Annotated in this window: 15 protein-coding genes and 1 pseudogene; 9 read left to right on the forward strand and 7 right to left on the reverse strand. The window is 66.5% G+C overall.

Annotated elements, in window-relative coordinates; all coding sequences use genetic code 11:
- Positions 1 to 106: 106 nt before the first annotated feature.
- From QH195_RS10780 to QH195_RS10795, 4 genes are all read left to right on the forward strand, one after another.
- Positions 107 to 1,120, forward strand: coding sequence for a methyltransferase (locus tag QH195_RS10780; RefSeq protein ID WP_280435241.1), 1,014 nt, complete (start codon positions 107 to 109; stop codon positions 1,118 to 1,120).
- Positions 1,121 to 1,133: 13 nt separating this feature from the next.
- Complete coding sequence (locus QH195_RS10785) at positions 1,134 to 2,366, forward strand: cytochrome P450 family protein (protein WP_280435242.1); 1,233 nt, start codon at positions 1,134 to 1,136, stop codon at positions 2,364 to 2,366.
- 72 nt (positions 2,367 to 2,438) lie between these two features.
- Complete coding sequence (locus QH195_RS10790) at positions 2,439 to 4,028, forward strand: NAD(P)/FAD-dependent oxidoreductase (RefSeq protein ID WP_280435243.1); 1,590 nt, start codon at positions 2,439 to 2,441, stop codon at positions 4,026 to 4,028.
- Between the two features lie 107 nt (positions 4,029 to 4,135).
- Complete coding sequence (locus tag QH195_RS10795) at positions 4,136 to 5,500, forward strand: salicylate synthase (RefSeq protein WP_280435244.1); 1,365 nt, start codon at positions 4,136 to 4,138, stop codon at positions 5,498 to 5,500.
- A 198-nt stretch (positions 5,501 to 5,698) separates the two neighbouring features.
- Here QH195_RS10795 and QH195_RS10800 read toward each other — a convergent pair whose 3' ends face one another.
- Both QH195_RS10800 and QH195_RS10805 read right to left on the reverse strand, forming a co-directional pair.
- Complete coding sequence (locus tag QH195_RS10800) at positions 5,699 to 7,444, reverse strand: ABC transporter ATP-binding protein (RefSeq protein ID WP_280435245.1); 1,746 nt, start codon at positions 7,442 to 7,444, stop codon at positions 5,699 to 5,701.
- Positions 7,441 to 9,291: an ABC transporter ATP-binding protein gene (locus QH195_RS10805; RefSeq protein WP_280435246.1), complete on the reverse strand. Its 1,851-nt coding sequence runs from the start codon at positions 9,289 to 9,291 to the stop codon at positions 7,441 to 7,443. Before QH195_RS10805 ends, QH195_RS10800 begins: the two co-directional genes overlap by 4 nt.
- Before the next feature lie 584 nt (positions 9,292 to 9,875).
- Here QH195_RS10805 and QH195_RS10810 point away from each other — a divergent pair.
- Positions 9,876 to 10,292 carry a Fur family transcriptional regulator gene (locus QH195_RS10810; RefSeq protein ID WP_280435247.1) on the forward strand — a complete coding sequence of 139 codons (417 nt, stop codon included), beginning with the start codon at positions 9,876 to 9,878 and terminating at the stop codon, positions 10,290 to 10,292.
- Positions 10,293 to 10,521: 229 nt separating this feature from the next.
- Here the strand turns inward: QH195_RS10810 and QH195_RS10815 are convergent, their stop codons facing one another.
- The 5 genes and pseudogenes from QH195_RS10815 to QH195_RS10835 form a co-directional block, all read right to left on the reverse strand.
- Positions 10,522 to 11,202, reverse strand: coding sequence for an MFS transporter (locus tag QH195_RS10815; protein ID WP_280435248.1), 681 nt, complete (start codon positions 11,200 to 11,202; stop codon positions 10,522 to 10,524).
- Between the two features lie 10 nt (positions 11,203 to 11,212).
- A pseudogene (locus QH195_RS35210) lies at positions 11,213 to 11,803 on the reverse strand (MFS transporter); the annotation flags it as partial.
- Complete coding sequence (locus tag QH195_RS10825) at positions 11,800 to 12,810, reverse strand: ABC transporter substrate-binding protein (protein WP_280435250.1); 1,011 nt, start codon at positions 12,808 to 12,810, stop codon at positions 11,800 to 11,802. The gene QH195_RS10825 and the pseudogene QH195_RS35210, both read right to left, overlap by 4 nt.
- Positions 12,807 to 13,625 carry an ABC transporter ATP-binding protein gene (locus QH195_RS10830; RefSeq protein WP_280435251.1) on the reverse strand — a complete coding sequence of 273 codons (819 nt, stop codon included), beginning with the start codon at positions 13,623 to 13,625 and terminating at the stop codon, positions 12,807 to 12,809. The genes QH195_RS10825 and QH195_RS10830 overlap by 4 nt, the downstream gene beginning before the upstream one ends.
- Positions 13,625 to 14,674, reverse strand: a complete 1,050-nt coding sequence (locus QH195_RS10835; protein ID WP_280435252.1) for a FecCD family ABC transporter permease — start codon at positions 14,672 to 14,674, stop codon at positions 13,625 to 13,627. The genes QH195_RS10830 and QH195_RS10835 overlap by 1 nt, the downstream gene beginning before the upstream one ends.
- A gap of 308 nt (positions 14,675 to 14,982) precedes the next feature.
- Here QH195_RS10835 and QH195_RS10840 point away from each other — a divergent pair, with 308 nt between their 5' ends.
- The 4 genes from QH195_RS10840 to QH195_RS10855 all read left to right on the forward strand — a co-directional run bounded on the left by QH195_RS10840 (position 14,983) and on the right by QH195_RS10855 (position 17,397).
- Complete coding sequence (locus QH195_RS10840) at positions 14,983 to 15,405, forward strand: hypothetical protein (RefSeq protein ID WP_280435253.1); 423 nt, start codon at positions 14,983 to 14,985, stop codon at positions 15,403 to 15,405.
- A 34-nt stretch (positions 15,406 to 15,439) separates the two neighbouring features.
- Complete coding sequence (locus QH195_RS10845) at positions 15,440 to 16,045, forward strand: hypothetical protein (protein WP_280435254.1); 606 nt, start codon at positions 15,440 to 15,442, stop codon at positions 16,043 to 16,045.
- Between the two features lie 324 nt (positions 16,046 to 16,369).
- Complete coding sequence (locus QH195_RS10850; RefSeq protein WP_280435255.1) at positions 16,370 to 16,543, forward strand: hypothetical protein; 174 nt, start codon at positions 16,370 to 16,372, stop codon at positions 16,541 to 16,543.
- The gene (locus QH195_RS10855; RefSeq protein WP_432278324.1) at positions 16,543 to 17,397 is read left to right on the forward strand and encodes a phosphotransferase family protein; all 855 of its coding nucleotides are present in this window, start codon (positions 16,543 to 16,545) and stop codon (positions 17,395 to 17,397) included. The genes QH195_RS10850 and QH195_RS10855 overlap by 1 nt, the downstream gene beginning before the upstream one ends.
- The last annotated feature ends 18 nt before the right edge of the window (positions 17,398 to 17,415 follow it).

Here is a 17,415-nt window from a genome sequence, read left to right on the forward strand (position 1 = left end):
GCTACAATCTACGACGTGCCGACGGCTTCGGTCAAGCGACCTCTTCGGTTCGGCCATACGAAATCCGTTGGCGGCGACCCGCTTCGGCAATGCACAGGAAGTAGGCATGGCAGCTCACCAGCGACTCATGAACATGATGTTCGGAACGATCTGCTCCCAGGTTGTCGGCACCGCAGCCCGCCTCGGGCTCGCCGATCACCTCGGCGACGGCGAACTCGGCCACCCCGAACTGGCCGAGCGCACCGGTACCCATCCCGGAGCACTCGCCCGGCTACTCCGCGCCTTGGCAGCCTTGGAGATCGTCGTCGAAACCCGGCCGGGCACATTCCGGTTGGGTGAGGCAGGAATGCCACTGCGCACGGATCGGCCGGATTCGCAGGCGGCGGCAGTACTGCTGTTCACCGATCCCACCCTGCTGGATTCCTGGAAGCTGACCGAGGAGGCGGTACGCACCGGGCAGCCGACCTTCGAAGGGCTCTACGGCACCGACTTCTTCAGCTTCCTCGCCACGAAACCCGAGCTGTCCGAGCGATTCAACGCCACCATGCGGCAGGTCAGCCTGCCCATCGCACAGCTGATTCCGGTGAGTTACGACTTCACCCGCCACCACACCGTCATCGATATCGGCGGCGGCGACGGCACCCTGCTCTCGCAGATCCTGCGCGGGGCGCGCGCAGTACGCGGCGTGGTTTTCGATTCGCCGAGCGGAGCCGCCGAGGCCTCGGCGACCCTGTCCGCCGCCGGTGTCGCCGACCGCTGCCGTATCGAGGCCGGTGACTTCTTCTCCGCGGTACCCGAGGGCGGAGATATCTACCTGCTCAAAAACATCCTGCACGACTGGGACGACGAGCGCTGCCGCACCATCCTGGAACAGTGCCACAAGGCGATGCCCGCCGACGGGCGCCTGCTGATCGTGGAGTCCGTACTGCCCGATGTCGTCGACACCTCGGACCCGGCCCCCTACCTCACCGACATCAGCATGCTCGTCAACATGGGCGGCCAGGAACGCACCCGCACCGAGTACGAACACCTCTGTCGCCGTGCCGGGTTCACGGTCACCGCCGTGCATCCGACCGTTCTGCCCACGTCGTACTCACTGATCGAGGCAACACCGGTCTGAACGGACATCACCCATGCTCGACAAGTCCCGCCCGATCGTGGTCGACCTCCTGGCCGGTGATTTCCACGAACGAGCCCACACCGTCTACGACGAGCTGCGCGCGCAGTCACCGGTCGTCTTCGCCGAACTGCCGGAACAGCCGGGCCGGGGATTCTGGATGATCACCGGATACGCGGCTGCCGTGGCCGCGCTGCACGACCACCGGCTGGCGAACAATCCACGCGCGCTCCTGTCTCCGGACCAGCTCGCAGCCAGAGCCCGAGCCCGGATCCCGGAACCACCACACACCATGCTGCTGTCCGACCCGCCGGAACACACCCGCCTCCGGCGAGCCGCGCAACAGGCATTCACCTCCAGATCGGTCACCGCCCTACGCCCCGCAGTGGTCCGGCATGCCGGACGGCTACTGGACGAGGCGGAGAAGGCGGCCCGCGACGGTGACGGCACCGTGGATTTGCTGCACAGCTATGCCTACCCGCTGTCGCTCACCGTCCTCGGCGAGATTCTCGGCTTCCCCGCGGCCTGGCATCCCGGCCTGCACGACCTCGCCGTACGAGCGGCGACCGCCTCCACTCCGCTGTCCGGCCCCGACCCCGCACTGCGCGAACTACTCGAGAACTACACCCGCGATCTCGTCCTCCTCAAACGAGACGACCCCGGCGACGATCTGGTCAGCAGGCTGGTACATCCGCATGCCGGTAAAGACACCCTCTCCGACGGCGAACTGACCTCCATGATCGGCCTGCTCGTGGCCGCGGGTTTCGAAACCTCGGCGAGCCTCATCGCCAGCGCGACCCTGTCACTGCTCGCCCATCCCGCCCAGTGGGCCGCACTTCGCGACGATCCGGAGCTGGCAGGTCCCACCGTCGAGGAGGCCATGCGTTACTGGGGTCCGGTCGAATCCGCGACGATGCGCCTCGCGCTCGAACCGCTGGAGCTCGGCGGCCTGCGCATCGAACGTGGCGACCGGGTCCTGGTGTTCATCGCGGCCGCCAACCGCGACCCGGCCCACGTCACCGATCCCCACCGCTTCGATATCCACCGCGCACCCCGGCCCCACCTCGGGTTCAGCGGCGGTATCCACAACTGCATGGGTGCCGCACTCGCCCGCACCGAGGTCGCCATCGCACTCACCACCCTCACCACACGCTGGCCGCAGCTGCGCCTCGCGGTTGCTCCGGCCGGTTTGCGCTGGCGCCCCGGTATGGGACTACGCGGCCTGCGCCGCCTGCCGGTACGCCCCTGATCCCCCACCTCCCGGACCGGGTACCGCTTTCGGTGGCGGGCGCCGAGTACACAACAGCACAAGGAGTTCGACATGTCATCCCCGACCGACGCCCAGTACGACGTCGCCATTCTGGGCGCCGGAATCGCCGGCAGCACCCTGGCCACCATCCTGGCCCGCCACAAACTGAAGGTCCTGCTCATCGACGCGGGCGTACATCCGCGCTTCGCCATCGGCGAGTCCACTGTTCCGCACGCGACCACCACAATGCGCGTCCTCGCCGAGCGCTACGATGTTCCCGAGTTCAACGCGCTGACCAACTTCGAGGACACCGCCGAGCAGGTGGCGAAGACCTGCGGGCAGAAACAGAACTTCGGGTTCGTCTACCACGAGCAGGGCCGGCCCGCGGATCCGGGCAAAGCACATCAGGTCGTACTCGCCTCCGGATACCGCCGTACCGAAGCACACTGGTTTCGCCAGGACATCGATTCGTACGTGTTCCACCTCGCTGTCCGCTACGGCGCGAAAATCCGGCAGAACATCCGAATCGACGATATCGAGGTCGATCCGGCCCGTGGGGCCCGGTTGCGTTCCACCTCCGGCGAGACGTTCGACGCCGAGTACTTGGTCGATGCCACCGGTTTCCGTTCTGTGCTGGCCGATCGGTTCGGGCTCCGCGAGAACCCCACCCGGGCACGGACACACTCCCGCTCCTTGTTCACTCATATGATCGGTGTCCAGCCGTTCGACGATGTCGCACCGGTTCGTTACGACCCGCCGACCCGGTGGCACAACGGAACCCTGCACCACATCTTCGACGGCGGCTGGCTGTGGGTGATCCCGTTCGACAACAACGACAAGTCGATGAACCCGCTGTGCAGTGTGGGGCTCACCTTGACCGGTGACGCGGTCTTCGACGACCGCCCCGCACCGGAGAAAGAGTTCGGTGACTTCCTCGAGCGATTCCCGTCCGTAGCGAAACAATTCGAGAACGCCACGGCCGTCCGCCCGTGGGTGAGTACCGGGCGCTTGCAGTATTCCGCCGCCAACACTGTCGGCGACCGCTTCTGCCTGACCGCACAGTCCGCCGGGGCGATCGACGCACTGTTCTCCCGCGGGCTCGCGAACTCGTTCCAGACCGTGAACGCCTTGGCCTGGCGGATCATCGAAGCCGCGCGCAACGATGATTGGTCGACCGAGAAGTTCGCCGGGCTCGACGCGGTCCAGCAGCGCATGTACGACGTGCACGACGATCTCGCCTACTCGTCGTATGTGAGTTTTCGCCACTATGCCCTGTGGGACGCGATCTTCCGCGTGTGGCATACATACAGCTTCTACTCCGACGCCGCCTTGGAACACGCCTTGTCCAGGTATTTCGCCGGTCAGGACGACCAGGTGTTCCGGACGCTGGAACGCGGCGATTCCGCGCTGCCCCAGGCCGTGCGGGGATTGTTGACCAGCGCGCGAGAGAAATGTGAAGCGGTCGAGCGCGGAGAGTTGACGCCCACGGATGCCGCGAGTGCGATCATCGACCGGATCAACAGGGAACGATTCTTTCCCGAATGTCTGCCGCACGGGAATCCCGAATTCAAGTACATCGATATCTCCCGGGACAAGGCGATGGAGTTCATGCAGTGGACCCGCAGCGAGGCACCGCGGTGGATCACAGAGTCCTTTGCCTGACCCTCCGCTGATATCCGAGGGCGACCGGCTCCCACGCGACCCGCAATAGCGACCGCGACCCGGTCGTCCATCGGACGGCAACTCCTGCGAACCCGATTGCGAGCACGATGAACCGGCCCACCACACTCGGCGTCGACGACTATGTACATACCGTGCACCCGCACAACACCGACCCATTGACCTTGGCAGCCGCCCTCGCGGCTTCCGGACAGCTCACCGACTATGTCGTGTACGAACAGCCCGGCCGCTGGTATGTGGCCGGGAACCCGGTCGGCGCGGTGACCGTCGGCCGCGACCGGCTGCACAGCACTCTCGGCGGCGACCGCACCGAATCCTGGCGTGGCAATCCCTGGCCACAGCTCCACGCCGCCCTCGACCGGGCACCGGTACACCGCTGGCGGGCCTACGGCTGGGCCTGCTTCGAACTCTATCGCCCGGACACCGCGGCACCGGACGATATCCTCGCCCACTTCATGGTGCCCGGCGTGGAACTGGAGATCACCGAAACCGCGGTGCACATCCGTAGCTACGGCGACCCGTTCGAACTCGAACTACCGGATACTCCCGCCCCCGTGCCGGCGCCCAGACCGGTACCCGTGGACACGGTGGATACTGCCTACCTGCTGCGCGTGCAGGATGCGCTGGACCGGATCCGCCACGGTGAATTCGACAAGGTCATCATGTCCCGCCGAGTGGATGTGCCGTTCGCGGTGGACATGCCCGCCACCTACGCCGCTGTCCGCCGGATGAACACTCCGGCGCGTTCGTTCCTCCTGGACCTCGGCGGCTGGCAAGCCGCCGGAGTGAGCCCGGAAACCGTTCTGGAGGCCGACGGCGGCGGGCTGGCTACCACCCAGCCGCTGGCCGGTACCCGGGCCCGCACCGGCGACGCCGAACGGGACCGGGAGCTGCGGGATGATCTGCTCTCCGATCCGAAAGAGATCTACGAGCACGCCACCTCCGTACGCCTGGCCTACACCGAACTCGACAGTGTCGGCAGCCCGACGCGGGTCAGCGAATTCCTCACCGTGAAAGAGCGTGGCAGCGTGCAACATCTCGCCTCGCGTGTGGAGACCCTGCTGCCCGACGGCCGGACCTCATGGGACGCCCTGGCCGCTGTGTATCCCGCCATCACGGCTTCCGGCATTCCCAAAGCACCCGCCTGCGCCGCGATCGACGACCTGGAACCCGGCACCCGCGGGCTCTACAGCGGCGCCGTCGTACGCGCCGACAGCACCGGGTTCCTCGATGCCGCACTCGTCTTGCGCGCCGTCTATCAACGCGCGGGCCGAAGCTGGCTGCGCGCCGGAGCCGGTGTCGTCACCGGCTCGACACCCGCCCGCGAATACGAGGAGACCTGCGAGAAACTGGCCTGTATCGCCCCTTATCTCGTACCGGTGCGGCCCGGAAGCCGAGGACCGGCCGCGAGTAACCCGCCGATTCCGGCGCCGAGCAAGGATGCCCCGCGATGACCTCTTCCACAATCGTTGTCGGAACTCGTTTGGTCACTGCCCCAACTGGAGCCGCCCGGATCCGACCGCCGAACTACTCACCCGCATAGCGAAAACGATGCCGGACCGATCAGCCCAATAGACCGCTCGGCGGCGCCCGCCACGCCAGTGCCCTCGTCGCCGATTATCCGGTGACGAGGGCACTGGGTATTCCGCACGCTAGGCCGAGGCGGTCACCCGCCAGTGCCGCGCCCGCGTCTGTGCCTCCCACATCGCGCTGTAGCGCCCCTCCTGGGCGAGCAGTTCGTCGTGGGTGCCACGCTCGCAGACCACGCCGTCTTCCAGCACCAGGATCTGGTCCGCGGCCACCACGGTGGAGAGCCGATGCGCGATCACGATGACAGTCTTCTCCGCGACCAGCGCATCGATGGCCTCCTGGACATAGACCTCGCTTTCGGTGTCCAGTGCCGCGGTCGGTTCGTCCAGCAGGACGATCGGCGCGTTCTTCAAGATCGCGCGGGCGATCGAAATGCGCTGGCGTTCACCGCCGGACAACGCACCACCGATCTCACCGACCCGGGTGTCGTATCCGTGCGGAAGCCGTTCGACGAAGGTGTGTACGTTGGCCGCCCTGGCCGCCGCCTCGATTTCTTCCTGGGTGGCCTCGGGTGCCGCCATCGCGATATTCGCGCGGATCGTATCGTCGAACAGGTACACATCCTGGAAGACCACCGCGATATTGCGGTAGATCTCCACCGGATCGAGAGTACGCAGGTCCATCCCGCCGATCAGCACACTGCCGCTGTCCGGGTCCGCGTACCGGGTCAGCAGCCTGGTCACCGTCGTCTTGCCCGATCCCGACGGGCCCACCAGGGCCGTGAGCGATCGGGCGGGAGCGGTGAAGGAGACTCCACGCAAGACCCGGCTGCCGTCGGAGTATCCGAAGTGCACGTCGTCGAAAGTGATGTCGTAGGCGCTGATTCGGGCCTCGGGCTCGCTCACGTTCAGCGCGGGAGCATCCAGCACCTCACCGACCCTTTCCAGCGCCGAGTCGGTGATCTCGAATATCGAGGAGAGATTGGCCATGGTCGACAACGGTTCGGCGAAACGCACGGCCGCGGCCACCACGGCGATCAGCAACGCCGCCGACATGTCCAGGTCGAGCACCAGCGCGGCACCGAAGGCGACCATCGCCACCAGGCACAGCTGGACGACACTGGACGCCAGCAGTCCCGGCCAGGTGAGCCGCTTCTGCATGCCCGACATGGCTTCGTTCTGCTCTTCGAGGGTTTCGACCAGGCGCTGCGACGAGCGGCCGATCTGCCCGGTCGCGCGCAGTACCGGCAACCCCTGCACGTATTCGACCACCCGGCTCGCCGCCGCGGCATCGGCCGCGTCGGCCCGGCGCGCCCCCACTCCGGTGATCTGCTGGATACGCCGGATGAACAGCACCGCGAACGGGATCGATACCGCGAGAACCAGTCCCAGGCGCCAGTCCACGACGAGGATGACCGCCCCGATGACCGCCGGAACCGTCACCATCTGGATGAACAACAGCGCCATCCCGGACGAACTCATCGTCGCGTTTGCGACATTGCTGCCCATCACCGTGGTGAGATCTCCCGCGGCCCGGCGCTCGAGATCGGCCTGCGGCATGGTCCGCAGCTTGTCGCCCAGCCGCAGCCGGGTAGCGGCGAGCACATCGGCCCACCGGCCGAATTCGAATCGGAGCTGCCCGTAGTGGAATGCCGCCTGGACCACCCAGCAGGCCACCAGTACGCCGAACCAGGTCCACACCACGGTGGTGTCGATATCCGGTTGGCTCAGCTCGTACAGAATCGGGATCAGCGTGGCGTACGCGGCTGCCTGCAGGACAGAACCGAGAAAGGCGCACCACAGGGTGCGACGGAATTCGCCGCGGTAGTCGCCGGCGGCGAGCAGCATGAGCCCCAGGATTCGCCTCATCGGGTCGTGGCCTCCTTCTTCTTGCCGCTGCCGAGACCCCACCCGCGAGCGCGCTGGTGATGTTCCCACAGCAGGGCGTAGCGGCCGCCGGACGCGACCAGTTCGGTATGGGTACCGGTTTCGGTGACCCGCCCGAATTCGAGCACGACGATCTGGTCGGCGTCGACGATCGTGGACAGGCGGTGCGCCACCACGAGGACGGTCCGGCCGCGGGTGAGCTCGGCGATCGCGTCCTGGATCGCCGCTTCGTTCTCCGGGTCGGCGAACGAGGTCGCCTCGTCGAGGATCACGATCGGCGCATCCGCGAGCAGTGCCCGGGCAATGGTGATCCGCTGTCGCTGACCGCCGGACAATCGAGCACCGCGCTCACCGACCGGTGTGTCGTAACCCTGGGGTAGTTCCGAGACGATGAAATCGTGGGCTCGGGCCGCCCGCGCCGCTGCTTCGACCTCGGCGTCGGTGGCCGTGGGGCGGGCGAGCCGGATATTCTCTTTCACGGTGTCGGAGAGCAGGAACGGATCCTGGAACACCATCGCCAGGTGCCGGAGCAGATCCTCGGAACCGATCCGGCGGACGTCCACCCCGCCGACCAGTACTTCTCCGGAATCCACATCCCAGAACCGGGGGATCAGGCGCGCGATCGTCGATTTACCCGAGCCGGACGGCCCGACCAGTGCGCACACCGTGCCGCTCGGAATTGTCAGGTCCACACCATCCAGTGCGGCACGGTCCGCGCCTCCGTAACCGAACCGCACATCCCGGAACACGATCGACCCGTCGGCCGGAGACTCCGGGTTCTCCGGCTCGCGCAGCGGTTCGATATCGAGCACCTGGACGATACGTGCGGCACCGGCCTTGGAGTCGTTGATCAGATTGGACAGGTTCATCAGCGGCACCACCGATTCCACCGGAAGGGTGCCGATGAGGATCGCGGCCACCAGTTGCGCCGGTGACATCGACCCGCCGGCCGTCAGCCAGATACCCACGGCGGTCACGATCAGGATGGTGGGTAACGGTGCCACCGTCAGGTTGGCGAAGATCATCGCGCTGCGATTGTTGTTCTGCCAGGCAGTGGTCGCGATATTGAACTGCCGGACCCGGTCCACGAAGCGCCGGAACGACACCGTGCCGTCGTCGAAGGTCCGCACGACCGGCATACCCTGGACGAACTCCACTGTCGCCGCGTTGATGGCCTCGTTGGCTTCGTCGTAGCGACGCCGGGTTTCGACGTAGTCCCGCAGGGTCAGCTGCATTCCGACGAACACCACCGGCAGGAACAACGCGACCGCCAGGAGAAGGCGCCAATCCACGAACCCCAGGGCCACGAGCGCCGCGATCGGCTGGGCCACCGTGAAACCGGCCAGTGGTACGGCATCGGCCACCGCCATGTGCAAGCCGCGCACATCGTCCTGGACGACCTTCTTCACAGCCCCCGAACCCAGTCGCTGTGCCTCGCCGAGCGGGACCCGGGCCAGATGCGTGGCCAGATCGCTGCGCAGCCGTTGTTCGAGATCGAAGGACGCCAGATGTGAAAGCAGGAAAGACCATGCGCGCATGGCGAATCGGATGAGGAACCCGGCCGCGGCCAGTACCAGGAACGCCACCACCGTGCCGGTTTCGGTGTCGGCGGCGAACAGTTCTCCGAGGGTGAGCGCCAGGCCCACGAAACCGGCCACTCCGGCCGCGCCGCCGAGCGCACCGATCACCATGGCGGCACCGAGCCGCCCGCGGACCGGCTCGGTCACCCGGAACAGGGCATTGCCGGGCGTCACCCCGGCTTCGGCCGCGGCCACCCGGGGTTCCTGCCCCACTTCGTCTACCTGGAGCGATATCCCGGTACCACCCATCACGGCTCCTGTCCGTCACTTACCCGAAGCTCCCGCCACCCGCCGACGGGGCGGCCCCGGTACAACGCTCGGGATCTGCCAGGTCAATGGCGACAGCAAAAACTACTATTAAAAACGATTGTCATTATCGGATGAGCCGGAGGCTAACACAACACCCGCACCGATGCGAGCGATCCGGACCGACACCCAACCGGCTATCGCCCGCGCTGGACCACCACCGCCGAATCGCGAACCACCGGGCAGGTTTCGACACCGCCGCGACTCGGCGAAGAGGGCGGATGAAGCCCGGCCGCCGCGGTCGACGCCGACCACTCGGAAACTCTCCCGGACAGGCAAACCGACCAGGAAAGCACCCGTGAACGCCCACCCGGCCCTCGACCCCCTGCAGCCGCGGCAACCCTTCATAATTAACGAACGCGTATTTCTACTAGCATAAGCACACTCCACATGACATGTCGATACGGTTCGTCCGAACCGCGAAAGACAGTGCACGCTCCCACCCGTCCCGAGTCGACGAGCCCATGCCACCAAGCCACGAACAGCGATTCGTTGAAAACAGTTTTCATTGGTGCTCAACTGTGCCCATGATCGGGGAACATGTCGCAGCCCCTGGAATGCGCCGCTGGACACGACAGCGTGAGTTGATCATGTCCGCACTCGACGCACAGGGAGGGTTCACCACGGTGCAGGAGTTACATACGCGGCTGCGTCTGGAGGGGCACCGCATCGGCATTTCCACCGTGTACCGGACACTCGCGGAACTGGACCGAGCACAGCACCTGGACGTCGTCCGCCTGGAAACCGGCGAACGGCGATACCAGCTGCGCCGATCCTCGACGCACCGGCACCATCTGATCTGCCGAGCATGCGGGGACAGCACCGTGTTGGATGCCACTGTCGTCGAAGAATGGATCGGCGAACTCCCTCGGATCACCGGGTTCACCGATATCGCGCACACCCTCGAACTCGACGGCGTGTGCGTTCGGTGCCGCATCACCTGACCCGTGCCACTGCCGGACCTGCACCACCTACGCGCTCGAATTCTCGGCCACGGGCCGGACAGTCGCGCGGCCCAGGCCCGTGACCGCACGACGCCGACCTCACACGACCGATGCAGGTGCCGACGTGGTGCGGCGATCCGTTCTCAACCGGACAGCGCCGAGATCCCGTATGGACAACCGCCCGCGACGAAAACACACGTGGATGACGCTCAGCCCCTGAAAAAGATCGTTACTCGCGCCGCGTGACGGATCTTGTCGTCACAGGAATCAGGGTCAGCGCGAGAATCGTCGGCAGGCTCAGGGCGAGCGCGAGACCGGTATGTCCCCCGGCCACGAGGCCGAGGCCGCCGAGCACCGATCCCGCGAACACTCCCAGGCTCATACCGGCCGCATTCAGGCTGAACGCGGTCGCGGACCGGTCGCCGCTGCGGCGGGCGATCGACGTGGTCACCTGTGCTGCCACCACAGCGTGGCCGAACCCCATCAGGGCGGTCGCGGCCAGCGCGGGCAGCAGTGCGGTGGTGTGGAAAACTCCGAGCACCGCGAGCAGCGCACCGAGTAATCCGGCCGCGAGCACCCTGCCGGGCCGCCGGCCGATCACCGAATCGGGATCGCGAACCCAACGGCCGGTCAGATAGTTCCCGAGGAAGAACGCGACGCCGCTCAGCGTCCACACCAGGGTGAATGCCGAGGCCGTGAGCTCGAACCGGTCGTCGTAGTACACCGCGAGGAACGCCAGGTATCCCATGAACGAGGTCGTGCGTAGTCCCGCGACGGCGATGAGCGCGAGCAGGTCCGGCTGCGCCCGCAGTGCGCGAAACGATGCGAGGTAGCCGAGCGAAGCCGCAGGTGCCGGCCGAGCGTTTCCGTGCGCCCCGGGTGCGCAGGAACCCCACCGCGATGAGCACACTCACCGCCGCGGTGGTCCACAGCGCACCCTGCCAGCCGTGCCACGACCCCATCGCGCCGATGACCGGCCCGGCGCAGACCGCGGCCAGCGATTGGATCGCGGTGACCATGGTCGCCGCCCGGCCGATGTTCCCGGAGCCGGAGAACCGCGCGGTGGCCAACGTCAGCAGGGCCGGGGTGAGCAGCGCGGTGGCGATACCGATGCCGAGGCAGAAGACGGTGAGCGCGGCGAAGGTACCGGTGGTGGCCAGTACGCATGCCACGGCGAGCAGGATCAGTGCCGCGACGGCGACGTACTGCTTCGACCATCGGGCCAGCAACGGCGCCACCGCGATTCCCGCCACCAGCGCGGCCAGGCCGCCCAGCCCGCGCAGGAACCCGATACCCGACTCCGGGGCGCGAGCGGTGGCCGCGATCGGCACCAGGAACGTCGAATAGATCGTGAAGGGGAACAGGCCGATGATCGCGGCTGTCAGCACGAGCCACAGCGCGCGGACCATCCGGGAATCGGAAATCGGGCGCTCATCGGGCGTTTCGGGTTCGGGTGCCCGCGAGAGGTTCGCCGCATCGGCGGCGGGAGTGTTCATCCGACCGTCGATCATCCGGCCGCCACATGGTCACGCAGATACGCGGCGAACTTCTCCAGCCCGTCGATATTACGTGGGCTGGAGATGGCTTCGTTGTAGTCGAGCACGAAGAACTTGTTACCGACGACCGCCGGCAGCGACGCCGTGGCGGGATTCCTCTTCAGGAAATCGATCTTCTCCTGTGCCGGGGCGTCTTGGTATTCCAGGATGATGATGACCTCCGGCGCGGATTCCACGACCGCCTCCCAGCTCACCTCGGTCCAGCGTGCGTCGACATCGGCGAAAACGTTCTCCCCGCCGGCGAACCCGATGATATCGGTCGGCGGCACCTGACTCGCTGCGGTGAAGGGTTTGTCGGTGCCGGAGTCGTAGAGGAATACCTTGACCGGTTTTCCTGCCGGGACCTGCTGCTGAACCGCGGTGACGCGTTTGCGGTAATCGGCGATCAGGTCGGCCGCGCGATCCTCGACGCCGAAAATCTGTCCCAGCCGCTCGAGGTCGGTGTAGAGACCTTCGAAGGGTGTGTGCCGCTCGGGGAAACCCGGGTAGTTGAAACAGGATTCGGCGTGCATGAAGCTCTGGATACCGAGGGTGTCGAGAATTTCGGGGGTGATCCCGCGGGAATCGGAGAACCCGGAGTTCCACCCGGCGACGACGAAATCGGCTTTCGCGTCGACCACGAGTTCCCGGTTGAGCAGATCGTCGCTGAGGAACTCGACCTTCTCGTAGTCGGCCGCCCAGGGCGATTCGCTCACCGGCGGGTTCGCGGGCGGCAGCACGTATCCGTGCACATGGTCGGCCAGGCCGAGCGAGAACATCTTGTCGGCGCTGCCCCCTTCGTAGACGACCGCACGTTGCGGCACGGTGTACTCGACGGCCTCGCCGCAACGCTGCACCGTCGTGCGGCGCCCGGCATCGCCGGCGCCATCGACCTGCGCACCGCACGCCGACAGCAAGAATGCGCCGGCGACAAAGAGAATCGCACTTCTGCACCGGGGCAAGCCGGTCTTGTTCGTCTTCATCGTGTCGGCTCTTTCGTGAGTGTGTCCGTCATGGCTACGGGCTCGTTTCCGCCCGGGAGCGTGTAGAGGATCTGCGGCGCGCCGGTCAGCGGGTGCGCGACCACGGCGATATCGACACCGAACACCTCGGCGATCCGCTCCGCGGTCAACACCTCCGGAGGAGGACCTACCGCCACCAGCCGGCCACCGGCGAGGACCCCGATCCGGTCACAGGCCGCTGCGGCGAGATTCAGATCGTGCAGTACGACCAGCACGGTCGGCGCGGCGGTCCGTAACAATCCGAGCAATTCGATCTGGTGGCGCAGGTCGAGGTGATTCGTCGGCTCGTCCAGAATAAGGATCCGGGGCTGCTGGACGAGGGCCCGCGCGACGAGCACGCGCTGCCGTTCACCACCCGAGAGGCCGAGTATGCCGCGGTGCGCCAGATGCGCGATATCCATCTGCGCCATCGCCTCGCGGCACAGTTCGCGTTCGGCCGCGGTCAGCGGCTGGTTGCCGTATTTGAACGGCGCCCGGCCCAGTGCGACGACTTCGGCGACGGTGAAGTCGAACTCGGTGCCGCTTTCCTGAGTGAGCGCGGCGACCCGCTGCGCCGACTCTCGTCGCGACAGGCCCGCGAGGTCCTGCTCACCGATGCGGATGATGCCACCGCTGGGCGCGAGAGCGCGGTAGAGACAACGCAATATCGTGGACTTCCCGGATCCGTTGGGCCCGATGAGACCGACGACTTCGCCCGGCGCGGCCTCGAGGTCCACACCCGCGACAATTTCGCGGCCCTCGATCTCCACCGCGAGATCCGCTATCCGCACCTGCACTATGCGCCTCCGAAAACGTAACCCCTGCGGCGCATCAGGACGATGAACATCGGGACCCCGATCAGCGCGGTCAACACCCCGATCGGAAGTTCACGCGGAGCGGCGACGGTGCGTGCCAGCAGATCCACCCACACCGTCAGGATCGCCCCCGCGAACGGCGCGATCAGCAGCAACCGAGCGTGTCCGGCCCCGACGATCATGCGGGTGATATGCGGAACGACGAGACCGACGAAACCGATCGTGCCGCTCACGGCGACCATCGCGCCGGTCATCACCGCGGTCGTCGCGAACAGGCCGCGACGCGCCCCGGACGTATCCACGCCGAGGCTCGCGGCGGTCTCGTCGCCGAGAGACATGATGTCCAGTACGCGGCTGTACCGGAACAGCAGCACGCCACCCACCACCGAGATCGCCGCCACCACCGGCAAAGAACCCCAGGTCGCGGCACCGAACGAGCCCATCGTCCAGAACAACACGGTGCTGGTCGCCTCACTGCCCGGTGCGAAGTAGATCAGCATGCTCATCACAGCCTGGAATCCGAACGCCAGCGCCACCCCGGTCAACACCAGCCGCAGCGGCGTCACCCCCATACGCCGGTAGGCCACCGCGTACGCCAGCGCGGTCGCGCCCAGCGCACCGAGGAAGGCACCGACCGAGACGGCGTAGATCCCCAGACCCGCCAGCACACCGAACAGCGAAACCGACACCGCTCCAACAGACGCGCCGGAAGAGACACCGAGGATATACGGGTCCGCCAGGGAATTGCGGACCAGCGCCTGGATCACCGCACCGGCGACACTCAACCCGGCCCCGACGACAGCGGCGAGCAACACGCGCGGCGTGCGGATCTGCCAGACGATCTGATACCGGGTCGCCTCGTCGGCGGCCACAGTCCCGTTGGTCACCGAGGCCCAGAGGAAGCGGGCAGTCTCGGCGGGGTGGATCGACGCGGATCCGAGCCCGATCGCGACCAGGATCGACACCGCCAGCACAACCGTGAGCAGCACGACGAGTGCCGCGGTGCCGGTTCGAGTCCGCCACCGTCGCACGCGATCCGGAACGGGCTCTTCTGTGCCCCGAGGGACCACCGCGCGATTCGCCGCCAACTCACACACTTCCACTCAGTTATCAGTTTTGATAATCATTACCATTTGCGTGAAAGAATGACAACCGATTCCGGCCGCTGTCGCAGCGAGCAGGTCCGGCGGCGCAGATCCGGCTCGACGCGTCACGACCGGCGCCATAGACGCCGCCCAGCGCCCGCGTCGGGTTCGGTCTCAGGGCCTCGCGATACCAGCACGGTGAACTCCACGGGGCTGCGCCGAGTCGCGACTTCGCTCGTGGAACAATCGCCGGCGTGCTGAGTTCGATCGAGATCGACGGCATTGGCCGACTGTCACACCTGGGGCGTTCGAAACACTGGACCGGCCAGTTGCAACTGGCCTGTGCGGACGAGCCGGTCGAGCTCTACCTCGCAGGCACACCGGCCGGCCCTACCGTCGCGCAGGTCGAGGCCATAGTCGCACTGGTCGCGAACTCGGTCACCCTGCGGCAGGACGCCGAGGCCGGCCTCGCCGACCTCCTGGTCCAAGCGGAGTTGGCGCCGACCCCGGTGTGGGAGGTGTTCGACTTCGCCGGAATAGAGGTGCCACACGAGTCCTACGATGCGAACGCGATTCACGTGCTGGTCGGTCTCGAACACGTGGATTTTCCAGACGAATTCCGACCGGCGATCGACGTCGTGAACGGCACTGTGGTGCAGGTCCTTTCGGGAACCTGACGAAAGGACACACGCCGTCACGCGTTCATGTGAAATGTACAAGGGCTCCAGTTCGGGTCCACCGGTCCGGTTTCTGCGCCCCGAGGAGTGTTCCCTGATAGCAAGTACCGCGCAGCTGATCGAGATCGCCTCTCTCGTCCCGCCCGCCGAGCCGTTCGACTGGACGGTAGTCGAGACCCGGATCGGGGCTCCGGTCCCGCCGGACTACCGCGAGCTCGTCGACGCGGGCGGCGGCGGCCTGTGGCTCGACTACCTCCGGATCTGGGTGCCGCATCCCGGACCGGGGTACAAGCACGTCGACCTCGCGGAGTCCGGGGCGGAGTTCGATCAGCTCATGGAGATGTTCGAAGACGACGTGGCGGCACCCCCGGACGACCTTGTCCCGAGGTGCCGGCTGCTGCCGTGGGCCGACGCAGGCTCCGGCCACACGGCCTACTGGGAGGTCACCGAGGGAGCCGCGCCGGAGTCGTACCCGATCCGTGTCTCGGACCGGGAAGGCACCCGGTGGGCAAGGTATGAGTTGCCGACGACCGACTTCCTCCTCGGGCTGGTCCGCGGCGAGCTCCACGCCGAACCGCTCAACGCCTCCTGGATGGACCGCGAGGCGGTCTTCCGGCGGTACCAGCCGCGGGAGATGTGATGCCGCCCGCCGGGCCGCAGCCCGGTCGCCCCATTACGCCGGCACCGATCCCCCGCACGGACTTCAACGCTTCCGACGCCGCACCGATCTCCAATCCGCCCCCTGCGCTGGAACATAACCGGCGCAGACCATCCACCACCTCATGCCACTGGTTACGTCGATTACGTCCCGGGATCGGGGATCCTGGCAAGGCGTCTCGAAACCTTCCCGGGGTCGCTCACCGTGCTGAAACGTCACCTGACGTTGATGGCCGGTCGCCTGTGTCTCGGCGGTCCGGCGGATATTCGAGTGCCGAGAACGTTCGGCGTTCAGGATGATGGGGACATGAGTGCTTCTGCACCTGGACCGGTTTCCAGCGCGATCGCCGTACTGAGCGGCGCGGTGGACCTGCGCTCTTATCCGCGCCGGACCCTGGCCTCGAACTCGTCTCCGCGTGTGGAGGTCCGCAAAGTGGGGGTCGGGGGGTTGTTGTCTCGCTCCGACCTCGAGGACACCTGATGAATTTACTTACAACACATCGTGTTCTACTGAGTCGACTGCTACCTGACGACGAACCCGACGATCTTGTCGTGCGGCATGGGCAATTCCACGATGTCATCATCGGCTCTGAACGCGTAGTGTGCCTTCCTCGCAGTCAGGCAGCCGGCGCACGACTGCCCGAGCGCGCGGCCACTCTACAGGCGCTCGCCGATCTCGACCTCGGTATCCGCACACCTGAACCGCTGCTGCAGGGCGGCACCGACGAGGCACAGTTCCTGATGCTCAGCCGGATTCCCGGAGAGCCCTTGGAAACCGGCGCGCTCGACGATTCTCGTGTGGCCGGCACGGTAGCAGAGCAGTATGCGACGCTGCTGGCCCGGCTCGGCCGTGCCGGCACGGACGAGACAGTGCGAGCAGTTCTGCCTCACGCACCAGCAGGCCGATGGCGGCGATTCGCGGAAAACGTGCGCGAAGAGTTGTTCGGGTTGATGTCCGAGCGCGGACGCCGTCGGGCCGAACGGGAACTCGCCGCGCTCGGCGGCCTTCCCCACATCACACCGGCGGTGGTGCATGGTGACCTGGGTGCCGAGAACGTCCTGTGGGAGTGGGAACACGGCCTGCCGCGCCTGACCGGAGTGCTCGACTGGGACGATGTCGCACTGAGCGACCCAGCCGAAGACCTCGCCGCCATCGGCGCCGGCTACAGAAGCGAACTCCTGGATCGAGTGCTCACCCTGGGCAACTGGTCGGACAACGGACTCGCTGCACGTATTGCCGCCATCCGCGGAACATTTGCTCTGCAGCAAGCCCTGTACGCCATCCGCGACGGGGACGAAGAAGAACTGGCAGACGGCCTGACCGGCTACCGCTGAGGCGCGTCCAAAGGCGAG

Origin of the sequence: Nocardia carnea (genome assembly GCF_029868855.1) — a bacterium.
Taxonomy (GTDB): Bacteria; Actinomycetota; Actinomycetes; order Mycobacteriales; family Mycobacteriaceae; genus Nocardia; species Nocardia carnea_A.